This window comes from Mameliella sp. CS4, assembly GCF_019392335.1.
In the GTDB taxonomy this organism is placed as follows: domain Bacteria; phylum Pseudomonadota; class Alphaproteobacteria; order Rhodobacterales; family Rhodobacteraceae; genus Antarctobacter.
In genome coordinates this window covers 159665-179820 of the sequence record NZ_JAHXRQ010000009.1, presented here as the reverse complement: position 1 = coordinate 179820, position 20156 = coordinate 159665, and the positions used below count along the sequence as shown (strand labels likewise).

The following is a 20156-nucleotide window of genomic DNA, read 5'->3' as shown; positions in this document are numbered from 1 at the left end:
AGACAAAGGGCCGACATCATGATACCTGAAATAGGGCATTTCTTCCTCGCGCTTGCCCTGTCCCTCGCCTTGGTCCAAAGCTTTCTGCCGATCCTTGGGGCCGCGCCGGGCAATGCTCTCTGGATGCAATCAGCCCGCTATTCCGCGATGGGGCAGATGCTGTTCGTCTCGGTGGCGTTCGCGGCGCTGATGCGGTCTTTCGTGGTCAGCGACTTCACCGTCCGAAACGTGACCGAGAACTTGCATTCGCTCAACCCATAGCTGTTCAAGATCACCGGGACCTGGGGCAGTCATGAAGGATCGTTGCTGCTGTGGGTGCTGATCCTGACGGTATTCGGCGCGGGCGTGGCTGTCCCGGGGTCGAACATCCCGGCCCCCACGAAGGCGCGCACGCTTTCGGTGCAGGCCTGGATCAGCGTCGGGTTCTTGTCTTTCCTCTTGTTCACCTCAGATCCGTTTGATCGAGTCTTCCCGCCGCCCGCGGATGGCAGCGACCTCAATCCCCTGCTGCAGGACGTGGGGCTCGCGATGCATCCGCCCCTGCTGTACTTCGGCTATGTCGGGTTCTTGATCGTCTTCTCATTTGCCGTGGCAGCCCTGATCGAGGGACGCGTGGATGCCGCCTGGGCGCGCCGGGTGCGCCCCTCAACCCTCGCCGCGTGGATGAGTCTGACCGCGGGGATCGCCCTCGGCTCCCGGTGGGCCTACTACGAGCTGGGCTGGGGCGGCCGGTGGTTCTGGGTTCCGGTCGAGAACGTCAGTTTCATGCCCTGGTTGCTCGGCACGGCACTGCTGCATTCGGCCATCGTGACCGAGAAGCGCGATGCGTTCAAAAGCTGGACCATCCTCCTGGCCATCCTGACATTCTCGCTGTCCCTTCTGGGCACCTTCATCGTGCGCTCGGGGCTGCTCACGTCGGTCCATGCCTTCGCGGTAGACCCGGAGCGCGGGGTCTACATCCTCGGGCTCCTGGCCCTTTCCATCGGCGGTTCGCTCACGCTCTACGCCTGGCGCGCACCGGTCATGGAGGGCGGCGGATTGTTCCGGCCGATCAGCCGCGAGGCCGGGCTGCTGGTCAACAACCTGATCCTGGCGACCGCAGCCGGAACCGTCCTCTTCGGAACCCTGTATCCGTTGCTCCTCGAGGCCGTGACCGGAGACAAGGCCTCGTTCGGGCCACCCTTCTTCAACGCGGCTTTCGTGCCCATGATGCTCTTGCTCGGCCCATTTCATGGGCGCAGGTCCCTTGCTGTCATGGAAGCGTGCTGAGCTTGTCTGGCGTTCTCCAGCGCGTCCGGTTCGTCGCCGGACTGGCGGTTCTTGGCACGCTGGTCGCCTGGTACCTGCTCAGAGGCGGCCCGGTTCTGGCCTACCTGTCAATCCTGATCGCGATATGGCTGCTTCTGGCGACACTCCGGGAATGGGCGTTCCGGATCAGGCTCATGGACGTCGCCCTGAACGAAACGCTGCGCCGGGGGCGCAATCTCCCGCGCGCGTCGCATGGCATGATGCTGGCGCATGCCGGGCTCGCGGTGGCGATGATCGGAATGATCGGATAAAGCGCGTGGAAAAGCGAAGAGGTCGTCTTTGTCACGCCGGGCGCCGAAATCGCGATCGCCGGGTTCGATGTGACCTTCGCCGGGGTCGAGCTTCTGCGGGGCCCGAACTACATCGCCGATCGCGGCAGGCTCGACGTGAGGCGGAACGGGCAGCCGGTGACCACGCCCTGGCGGCAAGCAACGATGTCTCGCCGAGCAGCGGCAATTCGTGCCATGCGATTCTGACCGTGTCGCCCAGTCGTTCTTCCAGCCGGGCCAATTCCTTGGTCTGAACTCTACAATAGGGGCAGTAGAAATCGGAAATCGAGGCGACGGGCACCGTTTCCGGCGCCAAGGGGTCCTCGCCGTAGAGCGCGGTGCAAATGCTGTCGCGCACTTTCGCGATCGGCAGATCCGAGGCTTCGTGCGACGGCCCGTCCAGCCCCGCGAAGGCGCTTCTCCCGAGGCTGCTCGATCCCCCGGCCACGCGGCGAAAGCCCGCCGGATCCGTGATCGGCTCGAATTCTGGAAGCGGGGTGAGATGATCGGCGATCTTGCGGCCAAGCGGATAGGTCGTGGCGATCGCTGCAACGCCAGCGGCAGCAAGAATGCGTCGTCGTGTGACCTTGATCATCTTCGGCTCCCGGCATTATCGATCGAACAAGAAACCCTGGCGCCCATCATCACATTCGAGCAATCGCAGGTCAGGGGCCCCTCGACCTGCCACGCGGCAGCCCCGGGGAAGCGCGATCTCGTCTCCTCGGGTCGACAGGACGTCGGCGTCCCGGAAACAATCGGCAAGCGACGCCGAGCAACCTCCAAGCGCGAGGAGCAGCAAGCTAACCTTGAACATTCTCGGTATGAGCAACCTGCTTCCCTGTCCGTTTTGCGATCATGGTCCGGGGCGTGTCCGCCGGCGCAGGCGCCTCGATTTCCTCGGCACCGGCATCGGTGCCCCCGTGGCAGGACTTTCCCATCATCCGGTGCATGACCAGATGTGCCCCGACGCACAGCGCCAGCGGAGCGAAAACGCCCGCGTTCGCCCAGAGGCCGGAAACGCTGCCCCCGGCAACGAAGAATGCCGCGACCGGGACCAACATGACCGCGCAGCAGGCCATCATTCCATATCGCAAGAACCGGTTGCGCCCGGGGTTGCCAGATCGGTGTGCGTGCATCATGGTCGGATCGTCCTCCAGACAGTGTCGCCTCATCTGCCGCCCTTCCACCGTGGAAGGTCAAGGATACAAACCGATACATTTCTCGCGGGCTTGTCAGGTTGCCGCACGCACCTCCTCGGGTATTCATATTGGCGAAACAGGCAAGACGGCAGGATACAGGCAGATGAAGGCAGATCGTTCGATCGAACTGAATCGACGTGGACTGATTACGGGTGTACTCGCCATGATCGCGATCCCGGGTATCGTACATGCCGCCGGCGATGGCGTGCGGCGCAACATCTCGTCATTTCGGACGCACGATTGGCGGGATCACTTCGACCATATCGGAAAGGGCATCATCATCGCCGACACGGCGTCCAAAATGCTTCAGCACTGGACGGCAGATGGCGAGATGCGCATCTACCCCACCTCCGTGCCCCTGACCGAGGAGCTCACGCGCCGCGGTTACACCGAGGTCGTCGAGAAGCGCAAGAACCCGGGATGGGGACCCACGCCGTCCATGCGCGAGCGCGACCCGACCTTGCCTGCCTATGTCAAAGGCGGCGACCCGAGAAACCCGCTTGGCACACGCGCGCTGTATCTTTCCTGGCAGTTCTACCGAATCCACGGCACGCAGGACACGCGCAAGATCGGGCGGAAGTCCTCGAGTGGCTGCATCGGCCTCTACAACCGTCAGATCGAAGAAGTTTACGACAGGGCGCCAGTGGGAACCCAAGTCAAGCTCATCTGAGCTTCGGTACAAGAAAGTAAACAGGTAAATGAACAAGTTGACTGCTTTGGTGGCCATCGTTCTGACCGTGGGTGTCGGGGTCGCAGGTTGGCAATACCTGCAGCCCGAGGCCGAGCCGACGGGCCATTCGATGACACAGCCCGACACGGGCGAGGTCGCCGAAGGCGCGCCTATCGCCGAGGTCACCCTGCCGGAAGAATTTTCCGGCAATGCCCGGCTGGGAAAGACCGTCTTCGAGGTCAAGTGCGCGAGCTGCCACGGTCAAAATGCAGCCGGACGGAACGGGGTCGCGCCGCCGCTGGTCCACAAGATCTACGAGCCCAGCCATCATTCGGACCAGGCCTTCATCCTCGCGGCCCGGAACGGGGTGCGAGCGCATCACTGGAGGTTTGGCAACATGCCTCCGGTCGAAGGTGTCACGCCGGGCGACGTCAAGATGGTGGTGGCCTACGTCCGCGAACTTCAACGTGCCAACGGGATCGAGTGATGGTCCTGCGGCATGCGAACACGGTGATGAACGCGCTCGTTCTGTGCGCAATCCTGCTGTTCGCGGCCGTCCCCGGTCCTGCGTCGGCTCATCAGGACGATCACGAGCCCGCGGGCTTGGCTTCCCTGCATGACGCGCCGGTCCACCAGTCGAGTGACGAGGCCGCGGGGCATTGCCATCCCGGCCTGGATTGTTTCACGGCCGCCGTCTTCATCCTGCCGGCGGAAATCACGCCGCCCGCGTTCATGACCACGGCGGAATATCTCACTCCTTTCCAGATGGTTGATGATGTCCGCCCCGACATGGATCTCCCACCGCCGCGCCAGAAATCCTGAACCACGAACGAACCGGAATTCAGGACAACGGAGTATTGACACGATGAAGAGAACAACGATTCTGGCAGCAATTGCCGTGACCGGAACGGCGGTGGCCGCCCTCGCACACAGCGGCGCCACGGGCGTCGTCAAGGAACGCATGGAAGCGATGAAGGCCATGGGCGACGCCGTGAAGGCGGTCACGCCCATGATGCAGGGCGAGGTCGCCTATGACGCCGATGTCATGCGCGAGACGGCGCGCACCTTCCAGGCGCATTCGGGCGAGGCCATGACGAAGCTGTTCCCCGAGGGGTCGACGGACATGCCCTCGGAAGTGAAGGACTCGGTCTGGTCCGACTGGGACCGGTTCGCCGCGCTGGCGGAGCAGTTGCGTATCTATGCCGAAGGGCTGGAAGACGCCGCCGGGAATGGCCCCTCCGGCGGTGGCGGCAACATGGGCGCCGGTTCGATGATGGGCGGCGGCTCCATGATGGGGGGCGGCTCCATGATGGGCTCCGGCATGATGGGAACGAGCATGTCGGGCATGATGAGTGCTGATGACATCGCCGCCATGCCGGCCGATGCCGCATTCACCATGACGACGCAGGTCTGCTCGGCCTGCCACGAACGCTTCCGGGCGGAAGACGACTGACCATGCGCCGGATCATAATTTTGTCCGCGGGGGTGGCGGCGATTGGCGCCGCCGCCCTGGCCGCGGTGATCGCATGGCCGGTCGGCAGCGCACCCGCGCCGATCGGGCTGGAGGGCAACGTCGACAGGGGCGCCTACCTGGCGCGCGCCAGCGGCTGCATCGCCTGTCACTCGGATTTCGAGGCGGGCGGCGCCCCCTTGGCGGGCGGTGCGCCGCTCAGGACGGAGTTCGGCACGTTCTACCCGCCGAACCTGACCACGGACCCCGCGCACGGCATCGGCGACTGGACGGCCGAGGACTTCGCCAAGGCGGTCCGGCAGGGGATCGGGCCGGATGGCGCGCCCTATTTCCCGTCCTTCCCGTACCCGTTCTATGCGGACTTTTCCGACCAGGACATCGCCGATCTTTGGGCCGCATTCCAGACGGTCGCGCCGGTGTCCGAACCGGCGCCCGCACATGACGTCAGCTTCCCATTCGATCAGCGGTGGGGGCTGAAACTATGGCGCGCCGCCTTTTTTTACGAGCCGGACACGAAGCCCTTGGTGGATCGCAGCGACGCGTGGAACCGGGGCCGTGAACTGGTGCGCGGCGCCGCGCATTGCGGGGCTTGCCACACGCCGCGCAACCTTGCCGGCGGCCGTGACCTCGGCGCCGTCTTCGCCGGCAACGCAGAGCTTCCGGGGGGCAGCAAGGCGCCGTCCATCCAGGCCGAGGACCTCGAACGGAACGGATGGTCGGTCGCGTCGCTCTCCTACGCGCTGCAATCGGGCCTCACTCCGTCGGGCGACGCCTTCGGCGGCAGCATGGCCGAGGTGGTGCGCGAAGGCACGCGGTTCCTGTCCCCGCAGGATCGCGAGGCGATGGCGATCTACCTGCTCGACGCGGAGGCTGGCGAGACCGACGACATCGTGCAGAACGACGGGGATGCGCAAGAGCGGCGCACCCGGATTGACTGAGGAGAAGGCGGGGCCATCGGCCCCGCTCTGAAAGGTATGACCCATGACACCCACAAGGCGTGACGTCCTGAAACTGGCCGGGCTTGCCGGACTTGGCGCGGCCCTTCCGCGGGGGCTCCGCGCCGCCGGGGAAATTCCCGAACTCACTGCCAGCGTGGCCCGGCTGCAATTGCTGCCCGAGAGCTACCCGCAGACCGAGATCTGGGGATATCACGGCACGATCCCCGGGCCGGAAATCCGCCTGGGGCAGGGCGCGCGGGTGCGCCGGCGCTTTGTCAACGACTTGCCGCAGGGTAGCTCGGTCCACTGGCACGGGATCCGGATCGACAACGCGATGGACGGGGTCGCGGGCCTGACCCAGGACCCCGTCGCGCCGGGCGGGAGCTTCGACTACGACTTCGTCGCGCCGGATGCGGGCACCTACTGGTATCACGCGCATAACCGGTCCTGGGAACAGGTCGCGCGCGGGCTGCACGGCCCGCTGATCGTCGAGGAGGCCGAGGCGCCCGAAGTCGACCGCGAAGAAGTGCTTGTGCTCGACGACTGGCTGTTGAACCCCGAGACCGGCCAGATCGACGACAGTTTCGACCACCCGATGATGATGAGCCATGGCGGCCGGATCGGCAATTACATCACCACGAACGGGCGCTCCAATCTCTCGCTGCCCGCACGGCGCCACGAGCGCCTGCGGCTGCGCCTGATCAACGCTTCCAATGCCCGGATCTTTCCGCTGCGGCTTTCGGGGCTGGAGGGCTGGATCGTGGCGCTGGACGGGATGCCGCTTGCCGACCCGACGGCCCTCGAGGACGTGCTGGTCCTCGGACCCGCGCAGCGGGCGGACCTGATCGTGGACGTGACCGCCGAGGAAGGCGGGACGGCGGACCTGGTGCATGTCGAGGAGGACGAGACCTTCTCGCAGGTGGCTTTCACGGTCACCGGCACGGCGAGCCTGTCGCGGCGCGCTGGCCCGGCCGCGCTGCCGCCGAACCCGAAGATGGCCCTGCCGGACCTGGCCGGGGCGACGCCGCTGCGCCTCGTCATGTCGGGCGGCGCCATGGGGCGGATGCAGTCGGCCATCCTCGACGGCGAACGCAAGGGTTTCCGTGACCTGGCGGCGGCCGGGCATTTTTGGGCGTTCAACGATGTCGCGGGCATGACCGACACGCCGCTGGCGGATCTCAGCCTCGGAGAACCGGTGCGGCTGGAGATCGTCAACGACACGGTCTTTCCGCACGCGATGCATCTGCACGGGATGCATTTCCGCGAGATCGGGCAAGGCGACACTCTCGGCCCGCTGCGTGACACGATCCTGGTCGGCGGCCGCGAAACGCGTCGGATCGCCTTCACCGCCGACAATTCCGGCGACTGGCTGTTCCATTGCCACATGCTCAGCCACGCCGCCTCGGGCATGACGACATGGCTGCGGGTGACATGAGGCGCCTCGTCATCTGGACGGTCCTCGCGGTGCTCTTGGCGGCTGGGGTCTGGTTGGTCCTCGGGCAGGGGGCGGCCGAGGATGCCGCCGCGGCGCCGCTGGACATCGCCGAAGGCAAGGTGCTTTACGCGGAAAACTGCGCCTCGTGCCACGGGGCCGAGCTGGAAGGCCAGCCCGACTGGCGCTCACCGGGTCCCGACGGGCGGCTTCCCGCGCCGCCGCATGACGAGACGGGTCACACCTGGCACCACCCAGACAGCGTGCTGTTCGACTACACCAAGCTTGGCGGAGAGGCCCTGATGGCCCGGCAGGGCATGGAGTTCGTTAGTGGAATGCCCGGCTTCGGCGACAGCCTGACGGATCAACAGATCCGGAACGTGCTGGGCTTCATCCGGTCCACCTGGCCGGAGCGCGTGCAAGAGGTCCAGGCAGAGCGAACGAAGATGGACAAAGGAGCGAACTGAAATGACCCTGAAGAAACCGATCCTCGCGCTGGCCATGGCGGCGCTGCTGCCGATGCCCGCGATGTCGCAGGAGCTTGACGAGGCCCGCGTGAAGGAGCTGGTGCTGGAGGCGATCCGCGAGAACCCGGAGATCGTCATGGAGGCCGTCGCTCTGCTCGAACAGCGCCAGGCCGATGCTCAGGCCGAGACCCAGGCGGAGGTGCTGCGCACTCAGCGGGACCTGATCGAGCGCGATCCGAACGCGCCCGTGCTGGGCAACCCGGACGGCGACGTGACCGTGGTGGAGTTCTTCGACTACAATTGCCCGTATTGCCGTCGCGTGAAACCCGAGGTCCGGGCGCTGATCGAGGAAGATCCGGACATCCGGCTTGTCTACCGCGAATGGCCCATCCTCGGCGACGGGTCGGTCTTTGCCGCGAAGGCCGCGCTCGCGGCCCGCGCGCAAGGCAAGTACGAAGACTTCCACTGGGCGATGATGGCGATCGATGGCCGCGCGAACGAGGCCTCTGTCATGCGGGTCGCCGAAGAGGTGGGTCTGGACCGGGATCAGCTGAGGAAGGACATGGAAGCCCCGGAAGTCGCCGAGCACATCGCGACCTCCATGCGCCTCACGCAGGCGCTGGGGTTCAACGGAACGCCGTCCTTCGTCATCGGCGACGCGCTCGTGCCCGGCTTCGTTGAAAAAGACCGGCTCTCGGATCTGGTAAAGGAAGCGCGCGACGCCCCCGAGTAAGAGAAGGTCCCGCGCCGGGTGCGGCCCGGCGCGGGACATGGATCAGGCGGCAATGGGCTGCGAGTCGTAGCCCGCGCCCTTGATCGCGGCGCGCAGCTGTTCGGGGGAAAGCGCGCTGTCGATCCTCACCCGGCGTTCGGCCAGGTCGAAGTCGACCAAGGCGGCGGGATCGGCCGCATTGACCGATTTCTTGATCGCCGCAGTGCAGTGGCCGCAGCTCATGTCGGGGACGTTGAATTCCATTCTGAAGCCTCATTCGTCTGGTGATGGCGCAGAGATGGGGCTTCCCGCGGTGGGAAGGTCAAGATGGGAAGCGCCGCGCGAGAAAACTTTTTCCGGCCCCTTGACCTTCCAGTGACTGGAGTCCCCATTTGAAGTGCAGCCAGATAGAATCAAGGAGGCTGTCATGCCCGAACCAACCCCTGTCACCCTGTCCGTGGACGGCATGTCCTGCGCGTCCTGCGTTGGGCGGGTGGAACGCGGTCTGAGCGCGCTGGACGGCGTGCGACAGGTCTCGGTCAATCTTGCATCCGAGTCCGCCCGGATGACCGTGGACAGCCCGGATCGCATTGCCGCGGCGGTCGCGGCGCTGGACGATCTGGGCTATCCGGCCCGGACAGCAACGGTAAAGCTGAGCATTGCATCGATGTCCTGCGCCTCCTGCGTGGGTCGGGTCGACAAGGCGCTTGAGGCGGTGCCGGGTGTGCTGGAGGTGAACGTGAACCTCGCGGCCGAGACCGCCACGGTGCGCTATGTCGAGGGGGCGGCCACGCACGCCGACCTGCTCGCGGCCAGCGCGGACATCGGCTACCCGGCGACGGTGGCCGAGGCGGCGGGAGGCGAGGACCGCACCGCGCGCAAGGCAGAGGAGGCCCGCGATCTCGCCCGCCGCACCACCTTTGCCGCGGCGCTGGCGCTGCCGGTGTTCCTGGTCGAGATGGGCGGCCACCTGGTCCCCGCCTTCCACCACTGGATCAATGCGATGATCGGCCAGCAGACCAGCTGGGTGCTGCAGTTCCTGCTGACGACGCTGGTCCTGGCCGGTCCGGGGCGAGTGTTCTACCTCAAGGGGTTCCCGGCGCTCTTCAAGGGCGCGCCGGACATGAACAGCCTCGTCGCCGTGGGCACCGGGGCGGCCTATCTCTACTCGGTCGTGGCGACTTTCCTGCCGGCGCTGCTGCCTGACGCGGTGCGCGCCGTCTATTTCGAGGCCGCAGCGGTGATCGTCGTGCTGATCCTGCTGGGCCGTTTCCTGGAGGCCCGCGCAAAGGGGCGCACCGGCGCCGCGATCCAGAAGCTGCTGGGGCTGCAGGTGCGCAGCGCGCGCGTCATGCGGGGCGGCGAGAGCGTCGAGATTTCCGTCGACGACCTGGCGCAGGGCGACATCGTCCTCGTCCGGCCCGGAGAGCGCATCGCCACGGATGGCGAGGTGGTCGAAGGCTCAAGCCATGTCGACGAGAGCATGTTGACCGGCGAGCCGGTCCCGGCCGGGAAGACGCCCGGCGATGCCGTGACCGGCGGCACCGTGAACGGCGCGGGCAGCCTGCAATTCCGCGCCACGCGGGTGGGCGCCGACACCACGCTGTCGCAGATCATCCGCATGGTCGAGGAGGCGCAGGGCGCCAAGCTGCCGATCCAGGGGCTGGTGGACCGCATAACGCTGTGGTTCGTGCCCGCGGTGATGGCGGCCGCGGTCCTGACGGTGCTGGTCTGGCTGGTGGTCGGCCCGTCTCCGGCGGTGACGCTGGCGCTGGTGGCCGGTGTCTCGGTGCTGATCATCGCCTGCCCCTGCGCCATGGGGCTGGCCACGCCGACCTCGATCATGGTGGGCACCGGCCGCGCGGCCGAGTTGGGCGTGCTGTTCCGCAAGGGCGACGCGCTGCAGCAGCTCGACTCGGTGGACGTGGTGGCGCTGGACAAGACCGGCACGGTGACCGAGGGGCGGCCGGAACTGACCGACCTGGTGCTGGCCGAGGGGTTCGACCGGGGTGACGTGCTGACGAAGATCGCCGCGGTCGAGGAGCGCTCGGAACATCCCGTGGCCCAGGCCATCCTCCGTGCCGCCCGCGCCGAAGGCGCGCCGCGCGCCGAGGCCGAGGGGTTCACCTCGGTCACCGGGCACGGCGTGCGCGCCACGGTCGAGGGCGCCGAGGTGCTGGTGGGCGCGGACCGCTTCATGACGCGCGAAGGGATCGACGCCGGAGCCCTCGCGGCACAGGAAACGGCGCTGGCCGAACGCGGCCGCACCGCGCTCTACGCCGCCATCGACGGGCGCTTCGCCGCCGTGATCGGCGTGGCCGACCCGGTGAAGCCCGCCAGCCGCGCCGCCATTGCCGCGTTGCACGAGAAGGGCCTCAAAGTGGCCATGATCACCGGCGACAAGCGAGAGACGGCAGAGGCCATCGCGCGCGAGACCGGCATCGACCACGTGGTCGCGGGCGTGCTGCCCGATGGTAAGGTCGCGGCGCTGGACGAGCTGCGCGCGGGCAACCGGCGCATCGCCTTTGTCGGCGACGGCATCAATGACGCGCCCGCGCTGGCTCACGCGGATGTCGGCATCGCCATCGGCACCGGCACCGATGTCGCCATCGAATCCGCCGACGTGGTGCTGATGTCGGGCGACCTGCGCGGGGTGGTCAACGCCTTCGAGGTGTCGCGCCGCACCATGCGCAACATCCGCCAGAACCTGTTCTGGGCCTTCGCCTACAACACCGCCCTGATCCCGGTCGCGGCGGGCGTGCTCTACCCGGCCTTCGGCGTGCTGCTTTCGCCGATGCTGGCGGCGGGGGCGATGGCGCTGTCCTCGGTCTTCGTTCTGACCAACGCGCTGCGCCTGCGCCGGGTCGCGCCGGCGATGGACGAGGGCAGGGGGGCGGCACAGGCCGCCCCGGCGGGCACATTCGTGACCGCACCCGCAGAATGACAGGAGGCTGACATGAATATCGGAGACGTTTCGCGCCGCTCGGGCCTGCCCGCCAAGACCATCCGCTACTACGAGGAGATCGGGCTGATCCGCCCGCAGCGCAGCGAAAACGGCTATCGCAGCTTCCGCGAGCGCGACCTGCACAAGCTGGCCTTCCTGGGCCGCGCCCGGGCGCTCGGCTTTACAATCGAGGACTGCCGGACGCTGCTGGGGCTCTACGAGGACGAGGGGCGCGAAAGCGCGCAGGTCAAGCGCATCGCTGAACATCACCTGGGGCAGATCGACGACAAGATCGCGCAGTTGCAATCGATGCGCGCGACGCTGGACCACTTGGTCCATGCCTGCGCCGGCGATCACCGCCCGGATTGCCCGATCCTCGAGGACCTGGCGCAGAAAATCCCCGAAGGCCTATCCTGCGAGTCGGAGCGCGTCCGATGACCTCGGGCGGCGACAGGGCGCATTGGAACCGTGCCTACGAGGGGCAGGACGACGACGCCCTGTCCTGGTTCCAGGCGGAGCCGCAGCCGAGCCTCGACCTGATCGCCGGACACGGGCCGGGCCGCGAAGTGTCCATCCTCGACATCGGGGGCGGCGCGTCGCGGCTGACCGATGCGCTGCTCGACGCCGGGTATCGCGACCTGTCGGTCCTGGACATCTCCGATGCGGCGCTTGCCGTCACGCGGCGGCGCCTCGGGGACAGGGCCGGCCGGGTCGCGTTCATCGCCGCCGACATCACTTCCTGGACCCCGCCGCGCCGCTGGGATGTCTGGCACGACCGGGCCGTCCTGCACTTCCTGACCTCAGAGGCGGAGCAGGCCGCCTATCGCCGGGCCTTGCTGACGGCCACCGCCGCCGGGTCCATCGCGGTCCTCGGGACCTTCGCCCCCGACGGCCCGGAGCGGTGCAGCGGCCTGCCGGTCAAACGCTGGTCCGCGGGGGCGCTGGCCCGGTTCCTGGCGCCGGAGTTCCGCCTGCTGGACCGGCGGCGCCACCTCCACCAAACCCCGAAAGGTGCGGCGCAGAGCTTCGAATTCGCGGTTCTGGTCCGGGATTAGGGCGCAAGCGGCCGAAACCTCCGGTCCCCAGATCCTGAACAGATTGGTGACGCGATGGAACCCTCCTGCGCGGGAAGGCCGTTTCAAGTCCAATGGAACAACTATCAGGAGGAAGTCATGTCCTATTTCCGCTTCGCATCGATGATCGTGACCTCGACGATCGTCATGTTCATTCTGATGTACCTCAATACCTACGCTTGGGAGCATGTCTTCTTTTCCGAGACGCGCACCTACATGGCGATCCTGATGGGGGCCACGATGGCGATCGTGATGCTCTCGTTCATGCTGGGCATGTATGCCAACAAGGGGCTGAACACCGCGATCTTCATCGGCGCCGCGCTGGTGTTCGCGGGCTCGCTCTGGCTGGTGCGCAGCCAGGTCACGGTGGGCGGGCCCAGCTACATGCGCGCGATGATCCCGCACCACTCGATCGCGGTGATGACCTCGGAACGCGCCGGGATCGAGGATGCCCGGGTGCGCAGGCTGGCGGACGAGATCATCGCCGCGCAGCGCAAGGAGATCGCGCAGATGCGGCACCTGATTGCCGACGTGTCGGGCGGCAATGTCGTCACCGAGATCTACGAGGATCCCGCGCCCAGTTCCGGCAGCATCGAGGATGCGCTGAACAACACGTTGATCTCGAAGCTGGACCTCGCGCCGCTTCCGGTAGGCCAGGCCCTGGAGGTCATGGACTCCGTTGACGGGTGCCGGTTCAACCGCAGCCCCGAAACCGATCCGATCCTCTGGGTCGGGGAAGACGGGCAGGCGGCGGCCAAGCTGAACGGCGTGATCCTCGGGCTGGAGCAATCCGGCGGCGGGACGGACTATGCTGCCGACGGGATCGAGGTCTCGGTGCAATCGCTGGGCGAGGAGGCCGACTGGCGCGCCAACGCCGCGCTGAGCTTCGACCTGGATGTGGGCCTTTCCGCCGGATACCGGGGCTTCTGGACATGCAGATGATGGAATAAAATCCTTGAACCGAGGTCGGTGGGCAATCCCCCCCGGTCTTAAGGGGATGCGGGAGTAGAATTTTCTCGGCAGGATGACTGAGGGGATTCCGATGAAGAGAATTCTTTTCACCAATGCCCAGATCATTGGTGTACTGCGCCAGATGAGGGCGGTGTGCCCGCCGCCGAGCTGTGCCGCGAATATGGCATGAGCAGCGCGACGCTGTACAAATGGCGGGCGAAGTACGGCGGGATGGACGCCAGCCTGATCAGTGAAATGAAAGCGATGGCCGAGGAGAACCGACGCCTGAAGCGCATGTATGCCGACTTCAGCATGCAGAACGACCTGCTCAAGGAGGCCTTGGGAAAAAATGATCCGGCCAGCTCAGCGCCGAGAGCTGGCCGTGAAAGCGGTGGCGATGAAGGGTGTCAGCATCGCGCTGGCCTGTCGGTCATTCGAGGTCAGCGAGACCTGCTATCGATACAGTCCCAAACTGGACGATGAGAACGCGCAGATCGCCGACCTGCTCCTCGGGCTGACAACGGTGAAGAAGACTTGGGGCTTTGGCCTGTGCTTCCTGTATCTGCGCAACGTCCAGGGCCATGGATGGAACCACAAGCGCATCTACCGGATATACCGCGAGCTGGAGCTGAACCTGCGCCCCTCTCGTGGCATTGCTTTGCAATGCACTGCCGGTTGATAATCAAGCCGCGCAAGCGTCTGAAGCGGGAAAGGCCGGACGAACTGGCCGGGCCGTCATCGCTACAATCGATCCCCTGGATAGATTGCTTGACGCTCAGACCCCCCAAATGAGGTCTGGTCCATGGAGCCCATGGAGTCCATGGCCGACAGGCTCGGGGACGGTCGCCAATTCCGGCTGCTGAACGTCCTGGATGACTTCAACCGTGAAGGACTGGGCATCGAGATCGACTTCTCGCTGCTCGCCGAACGGGTTGTCCCCGCGTTGAACCAGATCATCGAATGGCGCGGCGCACCTCGAACCATTCAAGTTGTTAACGGCCCGGAATACGTCAGTGGCACGCTGATGGAATGGGCCGAGTACCGGGGTATCGCCCTGACATACATCCAGCCCGTCAAGCCGCAGTAGAACGCCTATGTCGAGCGCTACAACCGGACGGTACGGAACGAGTGGCTGGATTTCCTCATTTTCAAAAGCATCGAGGAGGTTTAGCAGATTGCCACCGAATGGCTCTGGTCTTACAACAACGAGCGCCCCAACATGGGCAATGGCGGCATGACACCCGCCCAGAAACAGAGAATGGCCGCGTAAATTCTACTACCCAGCCCCCGCAAAAATTGGGGGATTACCGAAACGTCTTGGCCTTTCCGTCGGCTGCTTCAGCGGTCGGTGCCGCTGATTAGCTTCACGGTGCCATACGAGGTCATCCTCTATGCGGATGAGGCGCTGCTCTGCTTTATCAGAGTGAGCGGTGGCAGAAATATTCAGCTATCTCGCTTTGTCGACCGCCGACTGATCGAGGTCGAAAAACATTGTCGTGCTGCGCGCCGCACGCCTCCGATTTCCGACCTGATCGACTTCGGCGCCGAAGTCAGGGGACAAGCCCCCAGTGAGTGCGATGCGCCAGTTTGGCGCACCGCGGCTTCATGGGCCACGCAAGGTGACCGAAATGGAACGACCTGGCCAGGACGCTTGGGGCCCATCTCATCTCCGCTGCGCGCCGCGAAAACTCGACCGATCCGTTTGCGTGATTTTCTCTCGCTCAGAAAAGATATGGAGCGTTGTCGATACGCGCAAAACCTCCAGAGCCACTTTCTTTCCGGTAGAACAAATTTTTCTTCATCCCCATCCTCGCATTGCCACCGGCATGCTCTTTCAGGAGGATTCAAGATTCTCTTGATTCAGGGGTGAATTCACCAAGTAAAATCATTGTGTTACATGGTGCTGTGACGCAGAATCCCCGCCAATTGACGCAGAACCCCCGCCACATGACGCAATTTCCCCGACAATTGACGCAAAATCCCCGCCACATGACGCAATTTCCCCGACAATTGACGCAAAATCCCCGCCACATGACGCAATTTCCCCGCGCCGATCCTACAGACCATGGCGAGGTCCGTCGTTGCCGCAACTTTCGCCTTTTGTGCCTTGCCATCCAAGAAGTTTGAGACAAGCGCAACGCGTTGAGCGTGCGCCATCGCAGAAGTTCTCAATGCCTCTCAGAACCCGTGGGGTCGTGTCGAGGACGTGGACTTGCCAGATACACCGCAAGCCCGCCAATTATTTTGCGACGACACCACAAATTCTTTCGTTGTCGTTTTGGAGCGCGGTTTGTCGCGACTAATTGCCTCTCGCCACAATAGAAAAGGAGGCAAGCAATGTTGACAGTCAAACAGGTTGCGGATCACTGGCAACTTCGACCGGAAACCATTCGTCGATACATCAGCGACGGGGAGCTTCCCAGTATCAAACTTAGAGACCGTCATCGTGTCGAATGGCCGGATGTCTGGGCGCTCGAAGACGGAACCTTCCCGCGTGGAGCCCGGCTGGATCGCTATCGGCTGCCACTCATGAGCAAACGTCAGCTGGCGAGGCGACTGAACGTCAGCATCAAGACAGCCGAGCGCTGGATCGATGCTGGTTTGCCGACGCGGTCGGTTTTCGGAAGCGTCAGGATGAACCGCGAGGATGCTCGCGAGTGGCTCATGGCTGAACTCGACGTCGACCTGCCGGAAGATTTCTTCGATCATGTCTGACGCCGTCGCACAGTGCTGCCAGGCGTTTCCGCGACGCGATGGGAGAATCCCGTCGCGTCGCACAGCGGACCCCAAGCATAAATCGGGGTTATGCTTGGGATCCTTCGTGCGGGCCGCAGGAAATTCGCGACAAGCTGTGCGAACCGGGCCCTCAGGCCCGATCTCCTGAGCGCTGCGGCATGGGCGCCCCTCAGAACGAGGGCGCCGCCGCCGCCGCTCAATCTCAGGAGAAACATATGACCTGCCAAGCAAACCAGAATGCAGTGTTCGCCATGAAAGCGAGCGCCTCCATGTCCGACGTTCTTTCATGGGCCGAAGAGGTCGGCGAGGACCGATACGCGATCCTCGAACTGAAGAAGGTGGCCGCACGCATGGATTATGCCGACGAGGAACTCAATCAGATTTCAGCTGACCTGATCTATTTCGAAACGAACGTGGCCCCATCGCCATATGGAATGGTATCGCGAGCGGCGGATCTCGATGCTGCGCGGTCTCGAGGCAATGCCCGCCTCCGCGCCCTGATCAATCGTTTCTGGGCCGCCCGCGGGTATGCTCAGCCCGCGAGGGCGGATCGCGAAACCTATACGAAAGCGATCGACCTGATAGTGGCCCAAGAAGGCTTTGCCGATCGGGGAGATCCGCTGCCGACGTCGTTTCACAAGCCTCTTCTGACTCTGCGCGCGCGATGCCTCGTGCCATTCGATGAACTCGACCAGGCGGAATTCGATCGTGTCTGGAGCGAGGCAACGAGCGAAGTCCGGAAATCCCTGCGCAAGGTTCCGGGCCTAATCGAACGTCTCCGACAGGGGCATAATCTCTGGCCAGAAATCGTCGAGTTGCTGCCGTCTGAGGTCCTCAACATCCCCCCGTCGCCGGGAAAGGATCGGGCGCGCCGGATTCTCTGGACCGATCTGCCGGAAACGTTTCGGATCGATGCCGAGATGGTGTTTGAGCGGGCCATGGCTCTCCCGAGCAGTCTGAGAGCGTGGGCGAAGCAGCAGATCGCCGCGGGCCGCCCGGCGGTCGAGATCGACAGGGTCGTTGCCAAACGGAAGCGCGCGCGGGGCCGTTCACCTTCAAATGCGGAAACGGCGACTGCAGGATATCGGCAAGCGATCACATGGTTGCTGCGCGAACAGGTGTTGCCTTCCATGGACTTCGACGCGCTCACGACGGTCGATGCTCTCTTTACGACAGAAGCCTTGGAGGCCGCGTGTGAGGCGCAGATCGCGCGTTGCGCCGCGTCGGACATACTCAAGGACGCAGACGAGAGCTCGACCCTCTGGTCGCGTTTCACAAACCTCACGACACTTGCACGGCATGGGCTTCAGGATCCGGAAAAGGTTGCTCGCCTCAATGTCATCAAGCTCGTCTACGAGGACTACATCCTGCCGCCGGATGAGATGACGGCCGAGGCGACGGCGATCTGTGACAGGCTCCGCAAGAACCCGCACCTTGCTGCAACCTATGTGCATGCCCCGACTCGCCTCCACGCCATCGCCACGCAGGCACTTGCAGAGGCGGCGACCCGGGACGGTGAGGAACGGGCCCTGCGGCTCTTCGCGGTCGCGGCTGCTTACGCGATCCAAGTGTCGCGGCCTCTGCGGCCGGGAAACCTCTTCACTTCCCGCATATCCGCTGCGGAGAAATGTCCGCGCAATATGCATTGGATGGAGGATCGCGCGTTTGCCGAACTCCGCTTCGTCGCGGGGGAAGTCAAGAACGGTAACGCGCTCACCGTGGAGGTGGTCGGTCAGGATGCGCAGATCCTGTGGGACTGGCAGATGGTCCACAGACCTCGGCTCGTCAAACTCCGAGGCCTGGAGGGGTCACCGTATCTATTTCCCGGGAAGGCAATGCCGCGGCTGCGCAAGGCCGGCTTGTGGCTTCCTAACGGCGCGATGTCGGCCGCCGCCATCGGAGAGCTGTGGGACCTCGGGGATCGCCAACTCGGCCTCGGACTGACCCCGCACCAGTGTCGGCACGCGACCGGCACGCTGATGCTGGCCGTCGATCCCGGAAATTTCGCCAGCGTGGCCTCGGTGCTTGCCAACACCGAGTCTGTCGCCCGCGCACACTACGCGAAGGACTCGGGCGAAGCTGCGGCTGCGGCCGTGCGTGAGGCGCTCCTTGCGCATCACCCGGACATCTTCAAGCGCCTCAAGGGGAGGATCAAATGACACGGAAGACCCCGGAAGAGCACCTCAGCCCTGCGCCCCCGGCGGTCAGGCGCCTCATGCTGGAGAATAGGCACGACCTTGAGCCCGGGGCTGCCGCCGTAGTGGGTAGGTTGTTCGACTCGGTAGCGCGCCATCGGGCGTCGAACTCCATGCCACCAGCCCAGTGTTATCGCGAGGCCGCGCAATCGGAATCCACGTTTCGGACGCTGCTGCGTGCTCTTACACGCCATGCGCCGCATGTCTGCACGGCAGAAGCGGTCGACGTCAGCAACGAGTGGTATGCGCTTCGAATGTCAGCACAGAAGGGGGCCACGTCGCCCGGCCGGGAAGATGGCCAAGAGTGGCCTGACCGGTGGAGAAACCATCTGAAATCGCTCGCAAAAGCGAAGATCAAGGAATCCACCCGCCGGCGCTACATTGCGAGCGTCGATAGATGTGCAGAGCTGGTATCGGAGGGGTGGGGGACCGAGGGTTTCGGCTTTATCACTGCGATGGACCTGGAGGAGGCGTTTCTTAACCATCCCGATGCCGCCAGGCGCGTGAAGACCGTGACGGCCGCGAATTACATCGACGGGTTGATCGCGCTGGGCCGGTTCGGCGGAGAAAACCCCGACAGCCTCGAGGCGATGCGTCTGGTCTCTAAGGATCTGCGCGATCGGGCGGTTCTCGAAGGCAAGAACAAGGAAGAGCGCATTTCCAAGCTGACGGAGCGCGGCGGGTTCGCATACGTCGTGGAGCAGGCCGGCGGCGCGATCGAAAAGAACCGCCAGCTACCATCGCACAGCGCCGCTGGACGACGCAAACTGCAAGCGGCGGTCCTCTCTCTCGTTCTGATGAACAAGCCGCCGCGCAAGGGTGATATCGTTCGATGGCGCTTCGGTCATGAACTCGTGCGGGATCCGGACGGTGCGTGGCGCGCGACCTGGCAGCAGGAGAAGACCGGTCACGAGACCGAGTCTGGCCGATTGTGGCCCGAGGTCTGCGCGCTGCTCGATCTCTGGATCCTCGGCGGGAGACCGGACCGATTGATCATGCACCGCTACCGAGAGCTCACTGGTTGCAACTGGCTGTCGCTCTCCCACGCGACGCCTTACCGCAACCTGCCGTCCGAGCTCACGCACGCGCTGATCGGCGTTCCCTCGCATGACCTGCGCACGCTCGCGGCAGATTACCTGCGTCGACATGATCCGGCTCGTGCGGCCCAGATCATCACAACCCATCTCGGGCATGTCACCGACAGGGCGGGAGACGCCTACGCGACCGAGTGCATTGGCACCTCGGCACAGCGCCTCTGGCAATCGGCGAGAGAGATGATTGCCGCTACAGATGGCAATTCCAGAGAAGCAGCCAAGATCGCCAATAGGAAGAAAACGCCCGCGAGTGCGACTGCGAAGGTCCGTGGCGGGACCGGTCGCACCGGCCGGCCTGTCAGAACCCCTGGTCGAGGCCTGAGGCGGACCGGATAAGAACGGACAGAGAGTGCTGAACTCACGAGTAAATGCGTAGGGCGAGGCCGTTGGAGATCGACGCGCCCCTCACGTTGAGGGCGCGCCGATCTCATCCGGCCAGCGCAGGATGAAACAAACGGTCGGCCATTGGAATTTCTCTGGCTGCTACCGGGAACGCCGACCCGAATCCCGTCCGAGAAAGAAGGCAAGGACGCTTGATGCGGACACGACGGTCCGCGCAAGAAACCAGGAGAAAAAAATGTCCCGATCATCAGATCCTATGCGGGAGGACGGCGGTCTGAGACGAAGTGCGTCCGCGACGCTCACACCGACAACTGCCCTTCTCGAGAATGAGCTGGTCGAGGAAACCAAAGGCCAC

At 64.7% G+C, this 20156-nt stretch carries 19 protein-coding genes and 3 pseudogenes; 18 read left to right on the top strand and 4 right to left on the bottom strand.

From position 1 onward, the window contains the following. Nucleotides 1-18 precede the first annotated feature (18 nt). Nucleotides 19-1721: pseudogene (locus KZZ07_RS28275) on the top strand (heme lyase CcmF/NrfE family subunit); the annotation flags it as partial. A 76-nt stretch (nt 1722-1797) separates the two neighbouring features. Here the strand turns inward: KZZ07_RS28275 and KZZ07_RS28270 are convergent. Then, nucleotides 1798-2172, bottom strand: a pseudogene (locus KZZ07_RS28270) (hypothetical protein); the annotation flags it as partial. A 205-nt stretch (nt 2173-2377) separates the two neighbouring features. Continuing rightward, nucleotides 2378-2638, bottom strand: a complete 261-nt coding sequence (locus tag KZZ07_RS13265) for a DUF2933 domain-containing protein (protein WP_255564338.1) — start codon at nt 2636-2638, stop codon at nt 2378-2380. Between the two features lie 241 nt (nt 2639-2879). Between KZZ07_RS13265 and KZZ07_RS13260 the strand changes: the two genes are divergently transcribed. From KZZ07_RS13260 to KZZ07_RS13225, 8 genes are read left to right on the top strand one after another with little or no spacing between them, the layout of a single operon-like run. Continuing rightward, complete coding sequence (locus KZZ07_RS13260) at nt 2880-3446, top strand: L,D-transpeptidase (protein ID WP_219514726.1); 567 nt, start codon at nt 2880-2882, stop codon at nt 3444-3446. 28 nt (nt 3447-3474) lie between these two features. Then, nucleotides 3475-3933 carry a c-type cytochrome gene (locus KZZ07_RS13255; RefSeq protein ID WP_219514725.1) on the top strand — a complete coding sequence of 153 codons (459 nt, stop codon included), beginning with the start codon at nt 3475-3477 and terminating at the stop codon, nt 3931-3933. Then, nucleotides 3933-4268: a hypothetical protein gene (locus tag KZZ07_RS13250; RefSeq protein ID WP_219514723.1), complete on the top strand. Its 336-nt coding sequence runs from the start codon at nt 3933-3935 to the stop codon at nt 4266-4268. Before KZZ07_RS13255 ends, KZZ07_RS13250 begins: the two co-directional genes overlap by 1 nt. A gap of 43 nt (nt 4269-4311) precedes the next feature. After that, nucleotides 4312-4899, top strand: a complete 588-nt coding sequence (locus tag KZZ07_RS13245) for a c-type cytochrome (protein ID WP_219514721.1) — start codon at nt 4312-4314, stop codon at nt 4897-4899. 2 nt (nt 4900-4901) lie between these two features. Then, a complete protein-coding gene (locus KZZ07_RS13240) occupies nt 4902-5855 on the top strand; it encodes a c-type cytochrome (RefSeq protein WP_219514719.1) in 954 nt (317 codons plus the stop codon). A gap of 43 nt (nt 5856-5898) precedes the next feature. After that, complete coding sequence (locus KZZ07_RS13235) at nt 5899-7290, top strand: multicopper oxidase family protein (RefSeq protein ID WP_219514717.1); 1392 nt, start codon at nt 5899-5901, stop codon at nt 7288-7290. Beyond that, nucleotides 7287-7754: a c-type cytochrome gene (locus tag KZZ07_RS13230; RefSeq protein ID WP_255564326.1), complete on the top strand. Its 468-nt coding sequence runs from the start codon at nt 7287-7289 to the stop codon at nt 7752-7754. Before KZZ07_RS13235 ends, KZZ07_RS13230 begins: the two co-directional genes overlap by 4 nt. A gap of 1 nt (nt 7755) precedes the next feature. Further along, nucleotides 7756-8487, top strand: coding sequence for a DsbA family protein (locus KZZ07_RS13225; RefSeq protein WP_219514715.1), 732 nt, complete (start codon nt 7756-7758; stop codon nt 8485-8487). A gap of 42 nt (nt 8488-8529) precedes the next feature. On the opposite strand, the gene KZZ07_RS13220 is transcribed toward KZZ07_RS13225, so the two are convergent. Continuing rightward, entirely contained in the window at nt 8530-8730 is a 201-nt protein-coding gene (locus KZZ07_RS13220; protein ID WP_219514714.1) for a heavy-metal-associated domain-containing protein, read from the bottom strand. A gap of 163 nt (nt 8731-8893) precedes the next feature. Here KZZ07_RS13220 and KZZ07_RS13215 point away from each other — a divergent pair, with 163 nt between their 5' ends. From KZZ07_RS13215 to KZZ07_RS13190, 6 genes and pseudogenes are all read left to right on the top strand, one after another. Then, nucleotides 8894-11410, top strand: a complete 2517-nt coding sequence (locus tag KZZ07_RS13215; protein WP_219514713.1) for a heavy metal translocating P-type ATPase — start codon at nt 8894-8896, stop codon at nt 11408-11410. 12 nt (nt 11411-11422) lie between these two features. Further along, nucleotides 11423-11848, top strand: a complete 426-nt coding sequence (cueR, locus tag KZZ07_RS13210) for a Cu(I)-responsive transcriptional regulator (RefSeq protein WP_219514712.1) — start codon at nt 11423-11425, stop codon at nt 11846-11848. Further along, nucleotides 11845-12465, top strand: coding sequence for a class I SAM-dependent methyltransferase (locus KZZ07_RS13205; RefSeq protein ID WP_219514711.1), 621 nt, complete (start codon nt 11845-11847; stop codon nt 12463-12465). The genes cueR and KZZ07_RS13205 overlap by 4 nt, the downstream gene beginning before the upstream one ends. A gap of 117 nt (nt 12466-12582) precedes the next feature. Then, nucleotides 12583-13425, top strand: coding sequence for a DUF305 domain-containing protein (locus KZZ07_RS13200; protein WP_219514709.1), 843 nt, complete (start codon nt 12583-12585; stop codon nt 13423-13425). Between the two features lie 100 nt (nt 13426-13525). Continuing rightward, nucleotides 13526-14704 (top strand): annotated as a pseudogene (locus KZZ07_RS13195) (IS3 family transposase). Nucleotides 14705-14782: 78 nt separating this feature from the next. Further along, the gene (locus KZZ07_RS13190) at nt 14783-15304 is read left to right on the top strand and encodes a hypothetical protein (RefSeq protein WP_219514708.1); all 522 of its coding nucleotides are present in this window, start codon (nt 14783-14785) and stop codon (nt 15302-15304) included. 23 nt (nt 15305-15327) lie between these two features. On the opposite strand, the gene KZZ07_RS13185 is transcribed toward KZZ07_RS13190, so the two are convergent. Then, nucleotides 15328-15591, bottom strand: coding sequence for a hypothetical protein (locus tag KZZ07_RS13185; RefSeq protein ID WP_219514706.1), 264 nt, complete (start codon nt 15589-15591; stop codon nt 15328-15330). A 180-nt stretch (nt 15592-15771) separates the two neighbouring features. On the opposite strand from KZZ07_RS13185, the gene KZZ07_RS13180 reads away from it, so the two are divergent. The 3 genes from KZZ07_RS13180 (at nt 15772) to KZZ07_RS13170 (ending at nt 19795) form a co-directional block, all read left to right on the top strand. Then, the gene (locus tag KZZ07_RS13180) at nt 15772-16149 is read left to right on the top strand and encodes a helix-turn-helix domain-containing protein (RefSeq protein ID WP_219514704.1); all 378 of its coding nucleotides are present in this window, start codon (nt 15772-15774) and stop codon (nt 16147-16149) included. 236 nt (nt 16150-16385) lie between these two features. After that, nucleotides 16386-18329: a site-specific integrase gene (locus KZZ07_RS13175; protein ID WP_255564325.1), complete on the top strand. Its 1944-nt coding sequence runs from the start codon at nt 16386-16388 to the stop codon at nt 18327-18329. Next, nucleotides 18326-19795 carry a hypothetical protein gene (locus KZZ07_RS13170; RefSeq protein ID WP_219514703.1) on the top strand — a complete coding sequence of 490 codons (1470 nt, stop codon included), beginning with the start codon at nt 18326-18328 and terminating at the stop codon, nt 19793-19795. The genes KZZ07_RS13175 and KZZ07_RS13170 overlap by 4 nt, the downstream gene beginning before the upstream one ends. Nucleotides 19796-20156: the final 361 nt, after the last annotated feature.

Bases quoted from the DNA above. Each gene is read 5' to 3' on its own strand.
- KZZ07_RS13170 (WP_219514703.1), top strand. From the start codon at position 18,326: ATGACACGGAAGACCCCGGAAGAGCACCTCAGCCCTGCGCCCCCGGCG.
- KZZ07_RS13255 (WP_219514725.1), top strand. From the start codon at position 3,475: ATGAACAAGTTGACTGCTTTGGTGGCCATCGTTCTGACCGTGGGTGTC.
- KZZ07_RS13200 (WP_219514709.1), top strand. From the start codon at position 12,583: ATGTCCTATTTCCGCTTCGCATCGATGATCGTGACCTCGACGATCGTC.
- KZZ07_RS13230 (WP_255564326.1), top strand. From the start codon at position 7,287: ATGAGGCGCCTCGTCATCTGGACGGTCCTCGCGGTGCTCTTGGCGGCT.
- KZZ07_RS13235 (WP_219514717.1), top strand. From the start codon at position 5,899: ATGACACCCACAAGGCGTGACGTCCTGAAACTGGCCGGGCTTGCCGGA.
- KZZ07_RS13205 (WP_219514711.1), top strand. From the start codon at position 11,845: ATGACCTCGGGCGGCGACAGGGCGCATTGGAACCGTGCCTACGAGGGG.
- KZZ07_RS13180 (WP_219514704.1), top strand. From the start codon at position 15,772: ATGTTGACAGTCAAACAGGTTGCGGATCACTGGCAACTTCGACCGGAA.
- KZZ07_RS13175 (WP_255564325.1), top strand. From the start codon at position 16,386: ATGACCTGCCAAGCAAACCAGAATGCAGTGTTCGCCATGAAAGCGAGC.
- KZZ07_RS13250 (WP_219514723.1), top strand. From the start codon at position 3,933: ATGGTCCTGCGGCATGCGAACACGGTGATGAACGCGCTCGTTCTGTGC.
- KZZ07_RS13240 (WP_219514719.1), top strand. From the start codon at position 4,902: ATGCGCCGGATCATAATTTTGTCCGCGGGGGTGGCGGCGATTGGCGCC.
- cueR (WP_219514712.1), top strand. From the start codon at position 11,423: ATGAATATCGGAGACGTTTCGCGCCGCTCGGGCCTGCCCGCCAAGACC.
- KZZ07_RS13220 (WP_219514714.1), bottom strand. From the start codon at position 8,730: ATGGAATTCAACGTCCCCGACATGAGCTGCGGCCACTGCACTGCGGCG.
- KZZ07_RS13260 (WP_219514726.1), top strand. From the start codon at position 2,880: ATGAAGGCAGATCGTTCGATCGAACTGAATCGACGTGGACTGATTACG.
- KZZ07_RS13265 (WP_255564338.1), bottom strand. From the start codon at position 2,638: ATGTTGGTCCCGGTCGCGGCATTCTTCGTTGCCGGGGGCAGCGTTTCC.
- KZZ07_RS13245 (WP_219514721.1), top strand. From the start codon at position 4,312: ATGAAGAGAACAACGATTCTGGCAGCAATTGCCGTGACCGGAACGGCG.
- KZZ07_RS13225 (WP_219514715.1), top strand. From the start codon at position 7,756: ATGACCCTGAAGAAACCGATCCTCGCGCTGGCCATGGCGGCGCTGCTG.
- KZZ07_RS13215 (WP_219514713.1), top strand. From the start codon at position 8,894: ATGCCCGAACCAACCCCTGTCACCCTGTCCGTGGACGGCATGTCCTGC.
- KZZ07_RS13185 (WP_219514706.1), bottom strand. From the start codon at position 15,591: ATGGCGCACGCTCAACGCGTTGCGCTTGTCTCAAACTTCTTGGATGGC.